General features: G+C 27.6%; 20 protein-coding genes. 11 read left to right on the plus strand and 9 right to left on the minus strand.

Translation table 11 applies throughout. The features are described from left to right. Nucleotides 1-2: 2 nt before the first annotated feature. The 5 genes from ACTTBO_RS01015 to hemE form a co-directional block, all read right to left on the minus strand. Entirely contained in the window at nucleotides 3-1,670 is a 1,668-nt protein-coding gene (locus ACTTBO_RS01015; RefSeq protein ID WP_440655810.1) for an O-linked N-acetylglucosamine transferase, SPINDLY family protein, read from the minus strand. 4 nt (nucleotides 1,671-1,674) lie between these two features. Next, complete coding sequence (rho, locus tag ACTTBO_RS01020) at nucleotides 1,675-2,943, minus strand: transcription termination factor Rho (RefSeq protein WP_440655812.1); 1,269 nt, start codon at nucleotides 2,941-2,943, stop codon at nucleotides 1,675-1,677. A gap of 65 nt (nucleotides 2,944-3,008) precedes the next feature. Next, nucleotides 3,009-3,443, minus strand: coding sequence for a protoporphyrinogen oxidase HemJ (hemJ, locus tag ACTTBO_RS01025; protein WP_440655813.1), 435 nt, complete (start codon nucleotides 3,441-3,443; stop codon nucleotides 3,009-3,011). A 3-nt stretch (nucleotides 3,444-3,446) separates the two neighbouring features. After that, nucleotides 3,447-4,439 carry a ferrochelatase gene (gene hemH / locus ACTTBO_RS01030; RefSeq protein ID WP_440655814.1) on the minus strand — a complete coding sequence of 331 codons (993 nt, stop codon included), beginning with the start codon at nucleotides 4,437-4,439 and terminating at the stop codon, nucleotides 3,447-3,449. Between the two features lie 3 nt (nucleotides 4,440-4,442). After that, a complete protein-coding gene (gene hemE / locus ACTTBO_RS01035; protein WP_440655815.1) occupies nucleotides 4,443-5,444 on the minus strand; it encodes a uroporphyrinogen decarboxylase in 1,002 nt (333 codons plus the stop codon). A 267-nt stretch (nucleotides 5,445-5,711) separates the two neighbouring features. On the opposite strand from hemE, the gene ACTTBO_RS01040 reads away from it, so the two are divergent. Genes ACTTBO_RS01040 through dnaQ form a run of 5 tightly spaced genes read left to right on the plus strand, consistent with a single transcriptional unit; the run spans nucleotide 5,712 to nucleotide 9,135 of the window. Then, nucleotides 5,712-6,539: a pyruvate, water dikinase regulatory protein gene (locus tag ACTTBO_RS01040; RefSeq protein WP_440655817.1), complete on the plus strand. Its 828-nt coding sequence runs from the start codon at nucleotides 5,712-5,714 to the stop codon at nucleotides 6,537-6,539. Beyond that, the gene (locus ACTTBO_RS01045; RefSeq protein ID WP_440655818.1) at nucleotides 6,529-7,116 is read left to right on the plus strand and encodes a Maf family protein; all 588 of its coding nucleotides are present in this window, start codon (nucleotides 6,529-6,531) and stop codon (nucleotides 7,114-7,116) included. Before ACTTBO_RS01040 ends, ACTTBO_RS01045 begins: the two co-directional genes overlap by 11 nt. After that, complete coding sequence (aroE, locus tag ACTTBO_RS01050; protein ID WP_440655819.1) at nucleotides 7,113-7,907, plus strand: shikimate dehydrogenase; 795 nt, start codon at nucleotides 7,113-7,115, stop codon at nucleotides 7,905-7,907. The genes ACTTBO_RS01045 and aroE overlap by 4 nt, the downstream gene beginning before the upstream one ends. After that, nucleotides 7,900-8,469 (plus strand): dephospho-CoA kinase, encoded by a 570-nt coding sequence (locus ACTTBO_RS01055; RefSeq protein ID WP_440655820.1) that lies wholly within the window; start codon nucleotides 7,900-7,902, stop codon nucleotides 8,467-8,469. The genes aroE and ACTTBO_RS01055 overlap by 8 nt, the downstream gene beginning before the upstream one ends. Then, a complete protein-coding gene (gene dnaQ / locus ACTTBO_RS01060) occupies nucleotides 8,470-9,135 on the plus strand; it encodes a DNA polymerase III subunit epsilon (protein ID WP_440655822.1) in 666 nt (221 codons plus the stop codon). On the opposite strand, the gene ACTTBO_RS01065 is transcribed toward dnaQ, so the two are convergent. Further along, nucleotides 9,132-9,554 (minus strand): protein-export chaperone SecB, encoded by a 423-nt coding sequence (locus tag ACTTBO_RS01065; protein ID WP_440655824.1) that lies wholly within the window; start codon nucleotides 9,552-9,554, stop codon nucleotides 9,132-9,134. The genes dnaQ and ACTTBO_RS01065 overlap by 4 nt on opposite strands. Next, nucleotides 9,538-9,960, minus strand: a complete 423-nt coding sequence (locus ACTTBO_RS01070) for an FxsA family protein (protein WP_440655825.1) — start codon at nucleotides 9,958-9,960, stop codon at nucleotides 9,538-9,540. Before ACTTBO_RS01070 ends, ACTTBO_RS01065 begins: the two co-directional genes overlap by 17 nt. A gap of 58 nt (nucleotides 9,961-10,018) precedes the next feature. On the opposite strand from ACTTBO_RS01070, the gene ACTTBO_RS01075 reads away from it, so the two are divergent. Next, complete coding sequence (locus ACTTBO_RS01075; RefSeq protein WP_440655826.1) at nucleotides 10,019-10,615, plus strand: Tim44/TimA family putative adaptor protein; 597 nt, start codon at nucleotides 10,019-10,021, stop codon at nucleotides 10,613-10,615. Continuing rightward, on the plus strand, nucleotides 10,616-11,038 hold the full coding sequence (locus tag ACTTBO_RS01080; protein ID WP_440655827.1) for a Smr/MutS family protein: 423 nt from the start codon (nucleotides 10,616-10,618) through the stop codon (nucleotides 11,036-11,038). On the opposite strand, the gene hslU is transcribed toward ACTTBO_RS01080, so the two are convergent. Both hslU and hslV read right to left on the minus strand, forming a co-directional pair. Then, nucleotides 11,028-12,401, minus strand: coding sequence for an ATP-dependent protease ATPase subunit HslU (gene hslU / locus ACTTBO_RS01085; protein ID WP_440655828.1), 1,374 nt, complete (start codon nucleotides 12,399-12,401; stop codon nucleotides 11,028-11,030). The genes ACTTBO_RS01080 and hslU overlap by 11 nt on opposite strands. Next, nucleotides 12,401-12,916 (minus strand): ATP-dependent protease subunit HslV, encoded by a 516-nt coding sequence (gene hslV / locus ACTTBO_RS01090; protein WP_440655829.1) that lies wholly within the window; start codon nucleotides 12,914-12,916, stop codon nucleotides 12,401-12,403. Before hslV ends, hslU begins: the two co-directional genes overlap by 1 nt. An 89-nt stretch (nucleotides 12,917-13,005) precedes the next feature. Between hslV and hisB the strand changes: the two genes are divergently transcribed. Genes hisB through hisF form a run of 4 tightly spaced genes read left to right on the plus strand, consistent with a single transcriptional unit; the run spans nucleotide 13,006 to nucleotide 15,701 of the window. Next, a complete protein-coding gene (hisB, locus tag ACTTBO_RS01095; protein WP_440655830.1) occupies nucleotides 13,006-13,596 on the plus strand; it encodes an imidazoleglycerol-phosphate dehydratase HisB in 591 nt (196 codons plus the stop codon). Nucleotides 13,597-13,601: 5 nt separating this feature from the next. Further along, nucleotides 13,602-14,228 (plus strand): imidazole glycerol phosphate synthase subunit HisH, encoded by a 627-nt coding sequence (gene hisH / locus ACTTBO_RS01100; RefSeq protein ID WP_440655831.1) that lies wholly within the window; start codon nucleotides 13,602-13,604, stop codon nucleotides 14,226-14,228. Beyond that, nucleotides 14,228-14,953: a 1-(5-phosphoribosyl)-5-[(5-phosphoribosylamino)methylideneamino]imidazole-4-carboxamide isomerase gene (hisA, locus tag ACTTBO_RS01105; protein ID WP_440655832.1), complete on the plus strand. Its 726-nt coding sequence runs from the start codon at nucleotides 14,228-14,230 to the stop codon at nucleotides 14,951-14,953. Before hisH ends, hisA begins: the two co-directional genes overlap by 1 nt. Beyond that, entirely contained in the window at nucleotides 14,946-15,701 is a 756-nt protein-coding gene (hisF, locus tag ACTTBO_RS01110) for an imidazole glycerol phosphate synthase subunit HisF (protein ID WP_440655833.1), read from the plus strand. Before hisA ends, hisF begins: the two co-directional genes overlap by 8 nt. Nucleotide 15,702: the final 1 nt, after the last annotated feature.

Consider the following 15,702-nt stretch of genomic DNA (forward strand, 5'->3'; position numbering starts at 1 on the left):
TTTTATTTTTCTATTTTATTATAAGTCCATTCAATTATATTTTCAAAATTTTTAGCAAATGTAACTGTGTCGAACAATGGTGAAGAAATTGCCTTTTCTCTTAATTTTAATCCAGAAACTTTATTTAAATTATTTTTATTCATGAAATGAATTGCTTTTTCATAATAATCATTTTTATCTTGAGCAATTAATTCAGGTAAAGCAATATTCTTAAGTATACTTTCACCACATCTTGAATTTAAATTAAATCCTCTCATTGTTAAAACAGGAACGCCCATTAAGATAGCCTCAAAAGATGTTGTAACCCCTGGATATGGAAAAGTATCTAGTGCTAAATCAATTTTGTAATATAACTTTAAATGATCACTGATTTTGTCAGTTCGATCTAAAAATATGACTTGGCTATTTTTAACTCCACGTTGAAAAAATTTATTTAAAATATTTTCCTTGATATCTTTACTTTCCATAATTGAACTTTTTAGGTAAATCTGTGAATTAGTATCTAAGAGTATCTTTGACCAAACTTTAATTGTTTCATTTGAGAGTTTTTGATAGTTGTTGAATGAACCAAAAGAAAAAATATTTTTATTCGTATCCTTAATAACATTTATATTTGGTAAATCTTTAGGTATAGACATGGCATTCCAAATTTTTGGTAAAAATAATATTTTTTCGTAATATTGATTTTGTTCATCTGATTTAACTAAATTAGGATCTGCTATTAAATAATCCAAATTCTTAATTCCCAAACTATTATTATATCCAAGCCAACCGATTTGAATTTTTGCACATCTATTTACTATAACTTGCAATCTGTTTCCTTTAAAAAAACCACTCAGATCTATAAGAACATCTAAATTTAAGCTCCTAATTTTTTCTATCACTAAATCGTCCTCTAATGAAAAAATATCAAACCATTGATTTGAAAATGATTTAAAAAAAATTGTATAATCATCATATTCAGAAATATCTAAATTACTAAAAAAAATAATTTCAAATTTTTCTTTATTTATATTTGATATAAGACCTTTTAAAAAAAAGGAGACTGAGTGAGTTTTTAAATCTCCTGATAAAAATCCAATTTTAATTTTTTTGTTTTCTTTAGGATTAATTAATTTGTCATATTTAATATTGTTTACAAACGGCTTTAAATATTTTTCACATACCTTCAAATAATTCTTCTGATCAATATCTGAAATATAATTAAAGGCAGATATAAATGAAGTAAGATAATTTATTGAATTTGGATTTTTGTCAAAAAAGATTTTAAAATATTTTATTGCTTCAACATTATTTCCTAAAAAAAAATTAATTTTAGCTATTCCTTCTATTAAATTATTATCTTTACTATTTTTTTCATATTCTTTTAAAATATGAGGAAACACTCTTTTAAAACATTTTGTTTTAAAACTTATTGCAATCATATTATATAAAGATTGTAGATCATTTCTTAAAAGATAAACTTTTTCAAATAGCTCTTCAGCATATAAAAGATCTTCATTGTCTGAATTTATGTTAAGAGCTATAGACGAGGCATAATAAAAAATAATTAATGGATGTTGGTCCTTTATTTCACCAATTACATCAACTTCATATTTTAGTCTTTTAAATTGTTTTTCTGTTAGAAATTTTTGAAGTTTAATTACCAGATCTTTATCAAGATCAGACATTTATTTATGAAGGTTTATTCATTGAATTAAAAAATTCAGTGTTATTTTTTGTATCTTTTAACTTTGAACTAATAAATTCAATAGCATCCATTGTGCCCATAGGCGCAATTATTCTTCTTAATACATTCATCTTTTGTAAATCATTTTTATCAAATAATAATTCTTCTCTTCTAGTCCCAGATTTTGTTATATCGATAGCAGGGTAGATTCTTTTGTCAGCAATTTTTCTATCAAGAACTGTTTCACTGTTACCTGTTCCCTTAAATTCTTCAAAAATTACTTCATCCATTCTACTTCCAGTATCAATTAAAGCTGTGGAAATAATGGTTAATGAACCGCCTTCCTCAATGTTTCTTGCGGCACCAAAAAATCTTTTTGGTCTCTGAAGTGCATTTGCGTCTACACCTCCTGTTAAGACTTTTCCTGAACTTGGTATTACAGCGTTATAAGCTCTTCCTAATCTTGTTATCGAATCTAATAAAATAACCACGTCTTTTTTATGTTCTGTTAATCTTTTTGCTTTTTCTATAACCATTTCAGCAACAGCAACATGTCTTTGTGCAGGCTCATCAAAAGTAGAGCTTATTACCTCACCTTTTACAGTTCTTTGCATGTCTGTAACCTCTTCTGGACGTTCATCAATCAATAAAACTATCAGATAACACTCTGGATAATTTTTGGCTATTGAGTTTGCAATACTTTGCAAAATCATTGTCTTCCCAGCTTTTGGTGGTGAAATAATTATTGATCTTTGCCCTTTTCCTATTGGACTAACTAGGTCGATTAATCTTGGGGTTAAATCTGGTTTTTTTTCCAATTTACTTGTTTCAATTTCCATAACCAATTGTTTGTCTGGATACAATGGTGTTAAATTATCAAAAGCAATTTTATGTCTTGTCTTTTCTGGCTCTTCAAAATTAATTTTACTTACTTGTAATAATGCAAAATATCTTTCACCTTCCTTAGGGGCTCTAACTGGTCCTTCAACAGTATCACCTGTTCTTAAACCAAATTTTCTAATTTGGCTTGGGCTCACATATATATCATCCGGTCCTGGAAGATAGTTCGACTCCATTGCTCTAAGAAAACCAAAACCATCTTGTAGAAGCTGTAAAACACCTACACCAGTTATTTCCTCTTTTTCAGCAACTTTTTTAAGAATGGCGAAGAGAATTTCTTGTTTTCTTAATGTGCTAGCATTTTCTATACCAAGGTCTTCCGCTTGAGTAATAAGCTGTTCAGATGATTTGAGTTTTAGTTCTTGGATGTTCATGGTTAATGCTTTGATAAGGACTTATCAATAGACTTAATATATATTCTGATTTTATTATTTCAACCCTATATTGGCTTAAAAATAGCCAGAAATACAACAATAATTAAAATAACAGTTGGTATTTCATTGATAATTCTAAAAAATTTAGCAGATCTTGTGTTTGTAGAATTTTTTAAGCTAAAAAAACATTTTCCTAAAAAGTCATTATAGGCTGAAAGTAAAACTATCAAAACCATCTTTATCTGAAACCACAGCTGTAATAAAATTTCAATTCCATTTAAATAAATCAAAACCAGTCCGAACACCCAAGTAAATATCATTGCAGGACGCATAATATAAAAGAATAATTTTCTCTCCATTACTTCAAATATATCGGTGGCTTCTTTCTTTACTTTATTCTCAACATGATAAACAAAAATTCTTGGTAAATATAAAAGACCAGCCATCCAAGAAACAACTGCAATTAAATGTAAAGATTTAAATAATAAATATGTGTTCATTACTTAAAGGTTGTTTTCAATTAAAGACTTTATCAAAAATATATGGTCATCATTGTCATTTAAGCAAGGGACCATATCAAAATTTAACCCACCTGCATTTATAAAACTTTCTTTTCCTTGAATTAATATTTCCTCCAATGTTTCTACACAGTCAGATGAAAAACCTGGACAAATTGTAAGAACATTTTTAATTCCTTCTTTGGGTAAATTTTCTAAAGTTTTATCTGTATATGGTTGAAGCCACTCTTGTGGACCAAATCTTGATTGAAATGTAGTTTGAATTTTAATTAAATTAAATTTTTCTGATATAAGCCTTGTTGTCTTGTGACAATAGCAATGATAAGGATCTCCTTTATCAAAATATTTTCTTGGTATTCCATGATATGAAGCTATGATTAAGTCAGGCTTCCAACTAATTTCGTTTATTTTTTTATTAATCGAATTAACTAGTGCATCAATATATAAAGGATTAGATTCATAGTGTGGAATTATTTTTAAAGAAGGTTGCCATCTCATTTTCATTAAAGTCCTATAAACTTCATCACAAACTGTTGCTGTTGTTGCTGCTGCATATTGAGGGTAAAGAGGCAGAATTACTAAATTTTCACATCCCATCTTATGTAATTTATGTATCTTCTTTTCAATACTTGGATTTCCATACCTCATTGCAAAATCTAAAATGATATTTTCTTTTTGTATTGACTGAGAGGTTTTTTCACTTTGTTTTTTTGTGTAATAAAGAAGTGGAGACATATTTTCATTTTTCATCCAAATTTCCTTATAAGCCTTAGCAGTCTTAGATGGTCTAAAAGTTAAAATAAATAAATTTAAAATTATTTGCCAAATTAATGGATTTACTTCTATGACTCTTCTATCTGATAGAAATTCTTTTAAATATTTCCTAATATCAAACCAGTTTGTTGAATCTGGTGTGCCCAAATTAATTATGAGCACCCCTGTTTTCCCATAGTTTACTAGTGGATGAATTTTATGCATATTTTAATTATTTTTTACTATTTTAATTAAATTTTCGACCATTTCTGGTTTGGTTTCGGGGAGAATACCATGGCCTAAATTAAATATATATGGATGATCTTTAAAAATTTCTAAATACTTGTTTGTTTCTTTTTTCAAATTGTCATAATCAGTTAATAAAACCTTAGGGTCTAGACCTCCTTGTATAGGGACTTTAATATCTTTTAATATTTTTTTAGGATCAACATTATAATCAATACTTAATGCGTCAGGTCTGACAATTTCACAAAATTCTTTATAATTTTTGATTTCTCTTGGGAAACATATCACTGGTACATTTAAAGACTTAACATATTCTACTAAATTTAAAGTGGGTGTGTAAATATAATTTGGTAAATCTTTTTCTTCTAATAAACCAGCCCAGCTATCAAAAATTTGAATAACGTTTGCTCCATTATCTATTTGATTTTTGATATGAACTTTTAAAAATTTTTCTATAAGTAACAAAATTCTATTTATTAAAAATTTATCTTTAAAGAAATTTTTATTTAAATCCTTTTTTGGAGATTTTAAATTAATCATATAAACTAGAAGAGTCCACGGTGCTCCAATAAATCCAATAGTGTTTTTATCTTTTACAATTGGATCAGAGCTTACTTTTTTAATTGCTTTATAAACAGGATATATTTTTTCAACAAAATCTATCTCATCCAATTTTGCTATCTTTTTTAAATCTAGATTCTCTAGTCTAGGACCAAAATTTTTCTCAAATTTTACTTTTTGACCTAAACCATAAGGCAACATTAAAATATCAGAAAAGATTATTGCAGCGTCAATATTAAATCTTTTTAATGGTTGTAGAGTTATTTCAGCTGATAAGTTGTCATTTAAACATAAATTAATAAAATCAGCATTCTCTTTTCTGATTTTTCTAAACTCTGGTAAATATCTACCTGCTTGTCTCATTATCCATAAAGGATTAAATGAAGTATCTTTGTTGATAATTACTTTGTTTAAAGGTTTCATACAAAAGTCTTATTAATTATTGTAGTATTAATATATCCTGTGAATAAAGGAGATTATTTTTTATAAACATTATACTCACAGTTTATCAGCATGTTTGATGATTAAAATTGTTTAAAATGAAGCTTTTTTGATTATCTCAATTTTTGTGGATTGTTTTAGCTTATTTATTATTATTGTTGATAAAAATCAGGTTTTACAGATGTTATTAGAGAAATTTAAAATTGTATTATTTAACCAAAATAATACACGTTTATTAACAATTTATTTATGAATAGTACATATCAAATTTATTTAATTTCTGATTCTACGGGAGAAACTTTGGATAGAATATTTTTAGCTCTCAAAGCACAATTTTTAAATATAGAATATAAGGTTAATTCTTATTCATTTACAAGAACAGAAAATCAAATTTTAAAAATTTTAAGTGATGCAAAAAAAAATGAAAATTCAATAATCTTATATACTATTGTAGACAATAACCTTGCTAAATATTTAGCAAATGAAAGTGAAAAAAAAAAGATTCCTTGTTTTGGCGTATTAGGTAACTTAATCTTAAATTTTTCTAAAATTTTAAACCAAAAAGCTACTCATGAACCTAGTGGGCAACACGTTTTAAATGATGAATATTATGAAAGAATTGAAGCAATCCAATTTACTATGAATCATGACGATGGTAATTTAATAAGTGAAGTTGAAAAATCTGATATTATTCTTGTTGGAGTTAGTAGAACCAGTAAAACACCAACATCTATTTACCTTGCTAACAAAGGATTTAAAACATCAAATATTCCTTTGGTAAATGAAAATTCCTTACCAAAAAAACTTAAACAAAATCCTCACATAACTTGTGTTGTTGGTTTAAGCACGGAACCCGAAAGGCTTGCAGATTTAAGAAAAAATAGAATGAATTCACTTAAAGAGACGGAAAACATCGATTATACTAACTTAGAAAGTATAAAAAAAGAGGTTCTTCAAGCAAAAAAGACATTTCAAAAGTATAAATGGCCGGTAATTGATGTAACAAGGAAATCTGTAGAAGAAACTGCTGCTTCAATTATAAAAATTCACGAGATATATTTAAACAATGCAAAATAAGATTATCCTTGCCTCTAAAAGCAAGGTTAGAAAAGATATTTTAGATAAAAATAACATAAAGACTATTGTTGAACCATCAAACGTTGATGAAGATGTTGTTAAAATTGCTTTGATTAAAGAAGAAGCAACTCCTGAAATTATTTCAAAAAATCTTGCTGAATTAAAAGCAAATAAAGTTAGCATTAAAAACGAAGATCAAATAGTTCTTGGGGCCGATAGTGTTATTGATTTAAATGGAGAATTGATATCAAAACCAGAGAGTAGAGAAGAGGCAATGACAATATTAAGAAAACTTAACGGTAAATCTCATTTTTTAATAAGCTCTGTATGTATTTCAAAAAATGGTTCAATGATTTGGAATTACACAGATAAAGCAACTTTAGTTATGAAAAATTTTTCAGATTCAGAATTAAAAGAGTATTTATCTAAGATATCAGATGAAAATCTTTATGCTTACAATGTTTATCAGATAGAGGGAGAAGGTAGAAATTTGTTCAGCAGTATAGAAGGTGATGAAAATACAATAATGGGTCTACCTATAATAAAAATTAAAGAATATTTGGCTTTACAAAAATGAAGAGATATTCAGTAATAGGTAATCCAATAGATCATTCGTTATCTCCGAAATTACACAATTATTGGTTAAAAAAAAATAATATTGACGCTAATTATACTAAAATAAAATTAGAAAAATCTGAAATTAAAAACTTTATTCAAGAAATTAAAATACAAAAAATAATAGGATGTAATGTTACTGTACCTTTTAAAAAGACAGTAATACCCTATTTAGATAAATTAAGCCCTGAATCAGAACAAACACAATCAGTAAACACAATTATTTCTCATGATGGTCTTTTAGTTGGACACAATACCGATATCGTTGGCTTTCAAAAAGCAATCCAAAATACAAATTATAGTTTTGAAAATAAAAAAATATTAATTTTAGGGGCTGGAGGAGTAGTGCCCTCTATAATTCTTGCACTAAACAAAATGAATGTATTAAAGATAACAATAAGTAATAGAACAAAGGAAAAAGCTGAAAATTTAAAAAATCAATTTAGTAATATTGATATTTTAGAATGGGGGATGACCACAAATTATGATGTCATTATTAATGCTACAAGTTTAGGCTTAAAAAATGAAACTATAAATTTAGATTATTTAAATATTGCGAAAAACAAACTTTTTTACGATGTAATTTATAATCCAAGCGAAACTAACTTTTTAAAAGAAGGAAAAAAATCTGGTAATCAAATAGAAAATGGTAAATTAATGTTTATTTATCAAGCCTTTGAGGCATTTAAATTATGGCATGGAATTGAACCAATAATTGATAAAGAAACTCTTAAATTATTAAATAATGATTAGAATAGGCATAATTGGAGATATTGGGTCTGGGAAAACATTCGTTGCAAATAATTTTGGATATCCAGTTTTCAATGCTGATTATGAAGTTTCAAAATTATACCGAAAAGATAAAAAAATTTTTGCTAAATTAAAAAAAAAATTACCAAAATATATCACTAATTTCCCGATAAACAAAAATGAAATTACAAATGCAATATTGTCTAATAAAAATAATTTAAAACAAATAATAGAAATTGTTCATAAAGAAATAAGAAAAAAATTAATTTTATTTCTTAAAAAAAATACAAATACAAAAATTGTAATTTTGGATATACCTTTATTGATTGAAAATAAGATATTTAATAAAAATGATTTATTAATATTCATTGACTCAAAAAAAAGAGATATAAATAAAAAAATTAAAAAAAGAGTAAATTTTAATGCTAAACTTATTAATATGTTTAGAAAAATTCAATTAAAACCATCTTTGAAGAAAAAAAAATCTCACTATATAATTAAAAATACTTTCACTAAAAATCCTGTTAAAAAACAAATTAAGAGAATTTTGAAGGAAATTGTATAAATGAAAGAAATAGTTTTAGATACAGAAACAACAGGAATATCCATAAAAGATGGTCACAGAATTGTTGAAATTGGATGCATAGAATTAGACAATTTAATTCCAACAAAAAATAGTTTTCATTGTTACCTTAATCCAGAAAGAAAAGTTTCTGAAAAAGCTTTTGAAGTACATGGTTATTCTGATGAATTTTTATCTAAACAAAAAAAGTTTAGTGAAATTGGAGATGATTTTTTAGAATTTATAAAAGATAAAAGACTTATTATACATAATGCTGAGTTTGATATTGGTCATTTAAATAATGAATTAAATTTATTTGGAAAAAATAAAATTGAGAATGAAATTGTAGATACTCTAATTTTAGCGCGAGACAAATATCCTGGATCTCAGGTAAGTTTAGATGCTCTTTGTAAAAGATTTAGAATTGATAATTCAAAAAGAACACTTCATACAGCTCTGATTGACTGTGATTTACTGGCAAAAGTATATATAAATTTAATTGATCAAAAAGAACCAAGTTTAAATTTTGAAACGACTAACAATGAAGAAAAAAATCAGACAAATGGAAAAAAAATTCAATATTATAAGAAGGTGATTTATCCAAGTGAATTAGAAACTAAAAATCATCAAAAATATCTCAAAGAACATTTGAAAAAAAATTTTTTTTAATTCTGATTATTTTTATATAATACTTCAAAGTCTACTTTTTTATTAAATTTTAAACCTTCATAACCAGAACCATTTAAAATATTTAAGAATAATTTTTCTAATTCTGGGTAAATTTCGTTTTGAACATCACATAACACAACTTTTCCTAAAGCTTTTTGATCTTTTAAATCGTCATCAATTTTAATTACTGTTGCATATACCATCACAAAAATAGATTTTTTTTTATTTTGACTCTTATCTGAATAAGTTAAAGTTGTTTCAACTTGAATAATTTTCTCTTTTAATATTTTTGATTTTATATCAATATTTAATGAATAATTTGATATGTTATCTTTTACAAACAAATAAGTGTCCACATCTGGTGTTTCACTTGACATATCTTTAACGTACTTAGCTAAAATTTTATAATTTTTTGTCATCGTGATCCTCTATATCTTCAAATTCTCCGTCTATAAAATTATTTTTTTCTTTTTTTTTGTTAAATCTTTTAGAAAATTTATTAAATATTAATTTTCTGCTTATTGGAAAAATTAATAAAAAACCTAAAAAGTCTGTGGCAAACCCAGGAATAATCAAAAGAAATGCTGCAAAAGCAATTGCAGCTCCAGAGACAACTTCGTATGCAGGTGTTTCGTTTCTACTTAATTGATGGAAACCGGCCTTTAGAGTATTTAATCCTTCGTATCTAGCATAATAAATTCCAATAATAGCTGTTGAAAATATAAGTAAAATTGTAGTAATTGCTCCAATTTGACTTCCTATTTTAATGAAAAGATATATTTCAATTACTGGAATAAAAATAATCAAAAATAATATTGAGCTCATTTGTCCTTAATCTAAATTGCCGGTTGAAATTAATCAACAGAGTAATTACTATCAGAAGATGAATTATAATTTCGAGTATATTGATATCATTTTACTTGCAATGATTGCAGGTTTTATATTTCTAAGACTAAGAGGTATTCTTGGTAAAAGAACTGGTTTTGAGGGTAAAACACCGGGTCAGTTCAAAGAAGTTTTAAAAAATATCAAAGTAGACCAAGTTGTAAAAACAAAAGAAAAATTTGATGATGAAGCTCAAAAAGAATTTTTAAAAGGAGCTAGAATAGCATATGAAACAATTATTACTGATTTTAGTGATAATGATAACAAAATTACAACTGCAAAACCTTTATTAAACAAAGATATATTTAATCAATTTGATGATGCACTAAAAGAAAGAGCAAAAAGAGGGCATTTTGCAGAGATTACATTTATAGGGGTCAATAAAGCTGAAATTAAAGAACATAAAAAAATCGGTAATATATTAAATGTAACCGTAGATTTTATAGGGGAAATAATTACTTGCATTAGAGATAAAGAAAAAAAGATTGTTTCTGGAGATCCAGAAAAAATTAAAAAAATTTATGATACTTGGGTTTTTTCAAGAGACACTACATCACCCAATCCTAATTGGCAGCTAGTTAATATACTAACCTAATTGAGCGACAATATTTCAGATAAAGATAAAAAAGATTGGCAAACTTTTGTTTTAAGCAATGATAAATTGCCAAATAAAGATTTTAAACCACAAAAGCAGAATACACTAAAAGTAAAATCTATTGATCTTCATGGATACACTTTAGAACAAGCAAATAATGCCATAGAGGAATTTATATTAAAAGCATATGACGAAAAAGTAAGTAAATTAATTGTTGTTACTGGAAAAGGAATTCACTCAGATATTGAAAAAGATCCGTATGTTTCAAAAGATCTAAGTATTTTGAAATATTCAGTGCCTGAATTTATTAATAATAATCAAAATTTAATGAGGGTTATAAATGATATAAAAGATGCCACTATTGAAGATGGGGGCAGTGGTGCTTTTTATATTTTTTTAAAAAAAAATAAATCTATAGGATGAATTTAGAAAGATCAGTATCTTTAACAAGATTATCAAGATTTTTATTAATATACTCTTTATCAATTACAATCTTTTCTCCAGCTCTATCAGTTGCTGTAAAGCTTATGTCATCTAATATTTTTTCAATTATAGTATGAAGTCTTCTTGCACCAATGTTCTCTACTGTTGCATTTACCTCAGACGCTATATTTGCAATCGCATCTATTCCATCATCTGAGAATTCAAGATCAACATTTTCAGTCTTTAACAATGCTATATATTGTTTAATTAAACTAAAGTCTGGCTCTCTAAGTATTCTTTTAAAATCATCGCTAGTTAATGCTTCTAACTCTACTCTTATAGGTAGTCTTCCTTGTAATTCTGGAAGTAAATCCGAAGGTTTTGCAAGTTGAAATGCACCAGATGCAATAAATAAAATATGATCTGTTTTTATTGGACCATGTTTTGTATTTACTGTTGTTCCTTCAATTAAAGGCAGTAGATCTCTTTGAACACCTTCTCTTGATACGTCACCTCCAACTCTATCTGTTCTTGCAGAAATTTTATCTATTTCATCTAAGAATACTATTCCATTATTTTCAGTCGATAGTTTTGCAGCTTTAATAATTTTATCTTGTTCGATTAGTTTGTCGGATTCATCATTTATTAAGATTTCATGAGATTCTTTAACAGTCATTTTCTTTTTCTTTTCTTTAGACCCCATTGATTTTCCAATCATATCTCCAATATTAATCATCCCAACGTTAGCACCTGGCATTCCTGGAATTTCAAAAGAAGTACCATTAGAGCCTGTATCACTTACAGCTATCTCAATTTCATTGTCGTCCAAATCACCATTTCTAAGTCTTTTCCTAAAACTTTCTCGTGTTGCAAGACTTGCTTTTTTGCCAACCAATGCATCTAATACCTTTTCTTCAGCAGCTTTTTGAGCTTTTGCATATACTTCTTTTCTTTTTTTCACTTTTTCCATAGCAATTGCAATTTCAATTAAATCTCTAACAATTTGCTCAACATCTCTTCCAACGTATCCAACCTCTGTAAATCTTGTTGCTTCAACTTTTACAAAAGGTGCTTCAGCAAGTTTTGAAAGTCTTCTAGAAATTTCTGTTTTACCAACCCCAGTTGGTCCAATCATTAATATATTTTTTGGCAAAACTTCATTTTTCATTTCACCTTTTAAAGCCTGTCTTCTCCATCTATTTCTTAATGCAACAGCAACAGCTTTTTTTGCTTTATTTTGTCCAACAACAAAACGATCTAATTCTGAAACTATCTCTCTTGGTGAAAGAGCACTTACCAAAGAAGCTTCTTCTTTTTGAGTTTTTTCTTTAGGATGCAAAGGTGTTACGTTTGAATTATCCATTATATTTTTTCAACTTTGACATTGTTATTTGTGAAAACACATATATCAGCTGCTACTTTAATAGCTTTTTTTGCAATTTCTTCTGCTGACATATTTCCTTCCATTAATACTTTTCCTGCTGCTAGAGCATAGTTTCCACCAGAACCTATTCCTATCACATCACCTTCTGGTTCAAGAACATCTCCAGTTCCAGAAATTATATAACTATTGTTCTTGTCACCTACAGCCATTAGCGCCTCTAATCTTCTTAAATATTTATCTGTTCGCCAATCTTTTGCCAGCTCGACAGCTGCTCTAGATAAATTGCCTGCATGTTTCTCCAACTTTCCTTCTAGTCTTTCAAACAACGTTAGTGCATCAGCTGTTGATCCAGCAAATCCAGCAACAACATCTCTTTTTTCTATTTTTCTAACTTTTGAAGCTGTGCTTTTAACAACAGTATTGCCCATGCTTACTTGTCCATCACCAGCAACTACAACTTCATTATCTTTTCTAACTAGTACAATTGTTGTCATAACTAATAAATGGTAACTATTTTTGATACTTCAAGTCTTTACACTAATATTGATATAGTTGGATTAAGTATGTATACCATTTAAAATATATGGCTAGAAAAGGAAAAGTATCTCGAAAAACAAAAGAAACTAGTATCAATGTTGAATTAAACATTGACGGTAAAGGTAAATACCAAATCGATACTGGAATAGGCTTTCTAGATCACATGCTTGAGCAATTATCAAAGCATTCTTTGATTGATTTAAAAGTAAAAGCAAAAGGTGATACTCATATTGATCTTCACCACACAACTGAAGACACAGGAATTGCAATTGGTGAAGCTTTAAAAAAAGCTGCAAATAAATTTGTAGGTATTAAAAGATATGCACACAGAGTTATTCCTATGGATGAAACATTAACCAGAGTTGCAATAGATGTTTCAAACAGACCTTATTTAATCTGGAAAGTAAAATTAAAAGTTGAGAAATTAGGTGAGATGGATACAGAACTATTTAAGGAATGGTTCCAGGCATTTTCACAAGCTGCAGGTATTACGATGCATGTAGAAAATATTTATGGTGATAACAGTCACCACATTATTGAGTCTTGTTATAAAGCATTAGCAAGATCATTAAGAGAGGCATTAGAGATGGATCCTAGAAGCAAAAAAAGTATTCCATCTACTAAAGGCTCATTATAAGTTTAATGAACGTCATTATTGTTGATTATAATTCTGGCAATATAAGCTCAGTAATAAACTCTTTTAAGGAAGTTGCTAAAGATAAAGTGAACATTGAAGTGACTTCAGATTTAAACAAGATTAAATCTTCTGATAAGGTAGTTCTGCCAGGTCAGGGTTCGTTTAAAAGTTGTGTTGATGCACTTGGTAAAATCAATGGTTTGATAGATGTATTAAATGAATTTGCAATAAGTAATAAAAAACCACTTCTAGGAATTTGTGTTGGTTTTCAAATGTTTGCAGACATAGGTTTTGAAGAAACGGAAACAAAAGGGCTCGGTTGGATTTCAGGCAAAGTATCAAAAATAGATAATCAAAATGGAAAATATAAACTTCCACACATCGGCTGGAACGAAATTAATATAACAAAAAATAGTAAAATTTTTAAAGGTATAGAAAATAATTCTCACATGTATTTTGTTCATAGCTATGAATTTGTGCCAGAAGATAAAAATATGATTTCAGCAACAACTGATTATTCTTCAAATATTGTTTGTTCTGTTGAAAAAGAAAATATTTTTGGAACACAGTTCCATCCTGAAAAAAGCGATAAAATTGGGCTTAAAATAATTGATAATTTTATAAATTTATAATGAAGATATTCCCAGCAATAGATATTAAAGATAAAAAGTGTGTGAGGTTAGTTAAAGGAGACTTTGATAACAAAACTGAATATGAAATGTCGCCAGTTGAACAAGCTGGAAAATATAACGATCATGGTTTTAAAAATTTACATATAGTAGACTTAGATGGAGCTTTAACTGGTGAAACAATTAATTTAGATATTATTCAAGAAATAATTACAAAATTTGATCTTAAAATTGAAATTGGTGGAGGAATAAGAAATTTTGAAAGTATTCAAAAATATACTGATGCTGGTGTAGAAAAAGTTATCTTAGGAAGTGCTGCTATAAAAGATAAAAATTTTTTAAAAAAAGCATGTGAAAAATTTCCAAATAAAATTGCTTTAGGATTAGATGCTAAAGATGGTTATTTGTCAGTTTCAGGTTGGAAAGAAAATTCTAATCAATTAACTTTAGATTATTTAAAAGAAGTGAACGATTATGGAGCAAGTAGACTGATTTATACTGATATTAATAGAGATGGAATGAAGCAAAGTCCTAATTTTGAAGAAACAGCTAAGGTTGCTGTTACATCTAATTGTCCAGTGATTATATCAGGTGGAGTTTCATCAATAGATGACATTAAAAAAGCTAAGGAATTAAATAATAAAAATATTGAAGGTATTATAGTTGGAAAAGCTATTTATGATGGTGATATTAAATTGGATGAATTAGCTAGAGAAGTAAATGCTTAAAAATAGAATAATACCTTGTTTAGACGTTAAAAATGGCCGTGTTGTAAAAGGAATTAACTTTGTTGACCTACAAGATGCAGGCGATCCAGTCGAACAAGCTAAAATTTATTCAGAAGGTGGAGCAGATGAAATTTGTTTTTTAGATATTACTGCATCAAATGAAAACAGAGATACTATTTACGATGTAGTAGAAAGAACCTCAAAGAAATGCTTTGTTCCTCTGACAGTTGGAGGTGGTGTCAGAAGTGTTGAGGATATAAATAAACTACTAAATTGTGGTGCGGACAAAGTATCAATCAATACTGCTGCAGTTCAAAATCCAGAAGTAGTTGTAGAAAGTTCTAAAAAATTTGGCTCACAATGTATTGTGGTAGCGATTGATGCTAAAAAAAATGGAGATAAATGGGAGATTTTTACACATGGTGGAAGAAATAATACTGGAATTAATGCAATAGAATTTGCATCAAAAATGGAAAGTAGTGGGGCAGGTGAGCTATTGGTAACATCAATGGATAGAGACGGTACTCAAGTTGGTTATGATATTGAGCTTATGTCTAAAATTTCATCCAAGGTAAATATTCCAGTAATTGCATCTGGTGGGGTAGGAAATCTAGATCATTTAGTGGATGGAATTAAATTAGGAAACGCTAGTGCAGTTTTAGCAGCTTCGATATTTCACTACGGAAAACATTCAGTAAAAGAAGCTAAGGAGTATTTGGATTCAAAAGGAATTCCTGTTAGAATTTAAT

The sequence above is a fragment of the Candidatus Pelagibacter sp. HIMB1509 genome, from assembly GCF_052047855.1.
Classification (GTDB): domain Bacteria; phylum Pseudomonadota; class Alphaproteobacteria; order Pelagibacterales; family Pelagibacteraceae; genus Pelagibacter.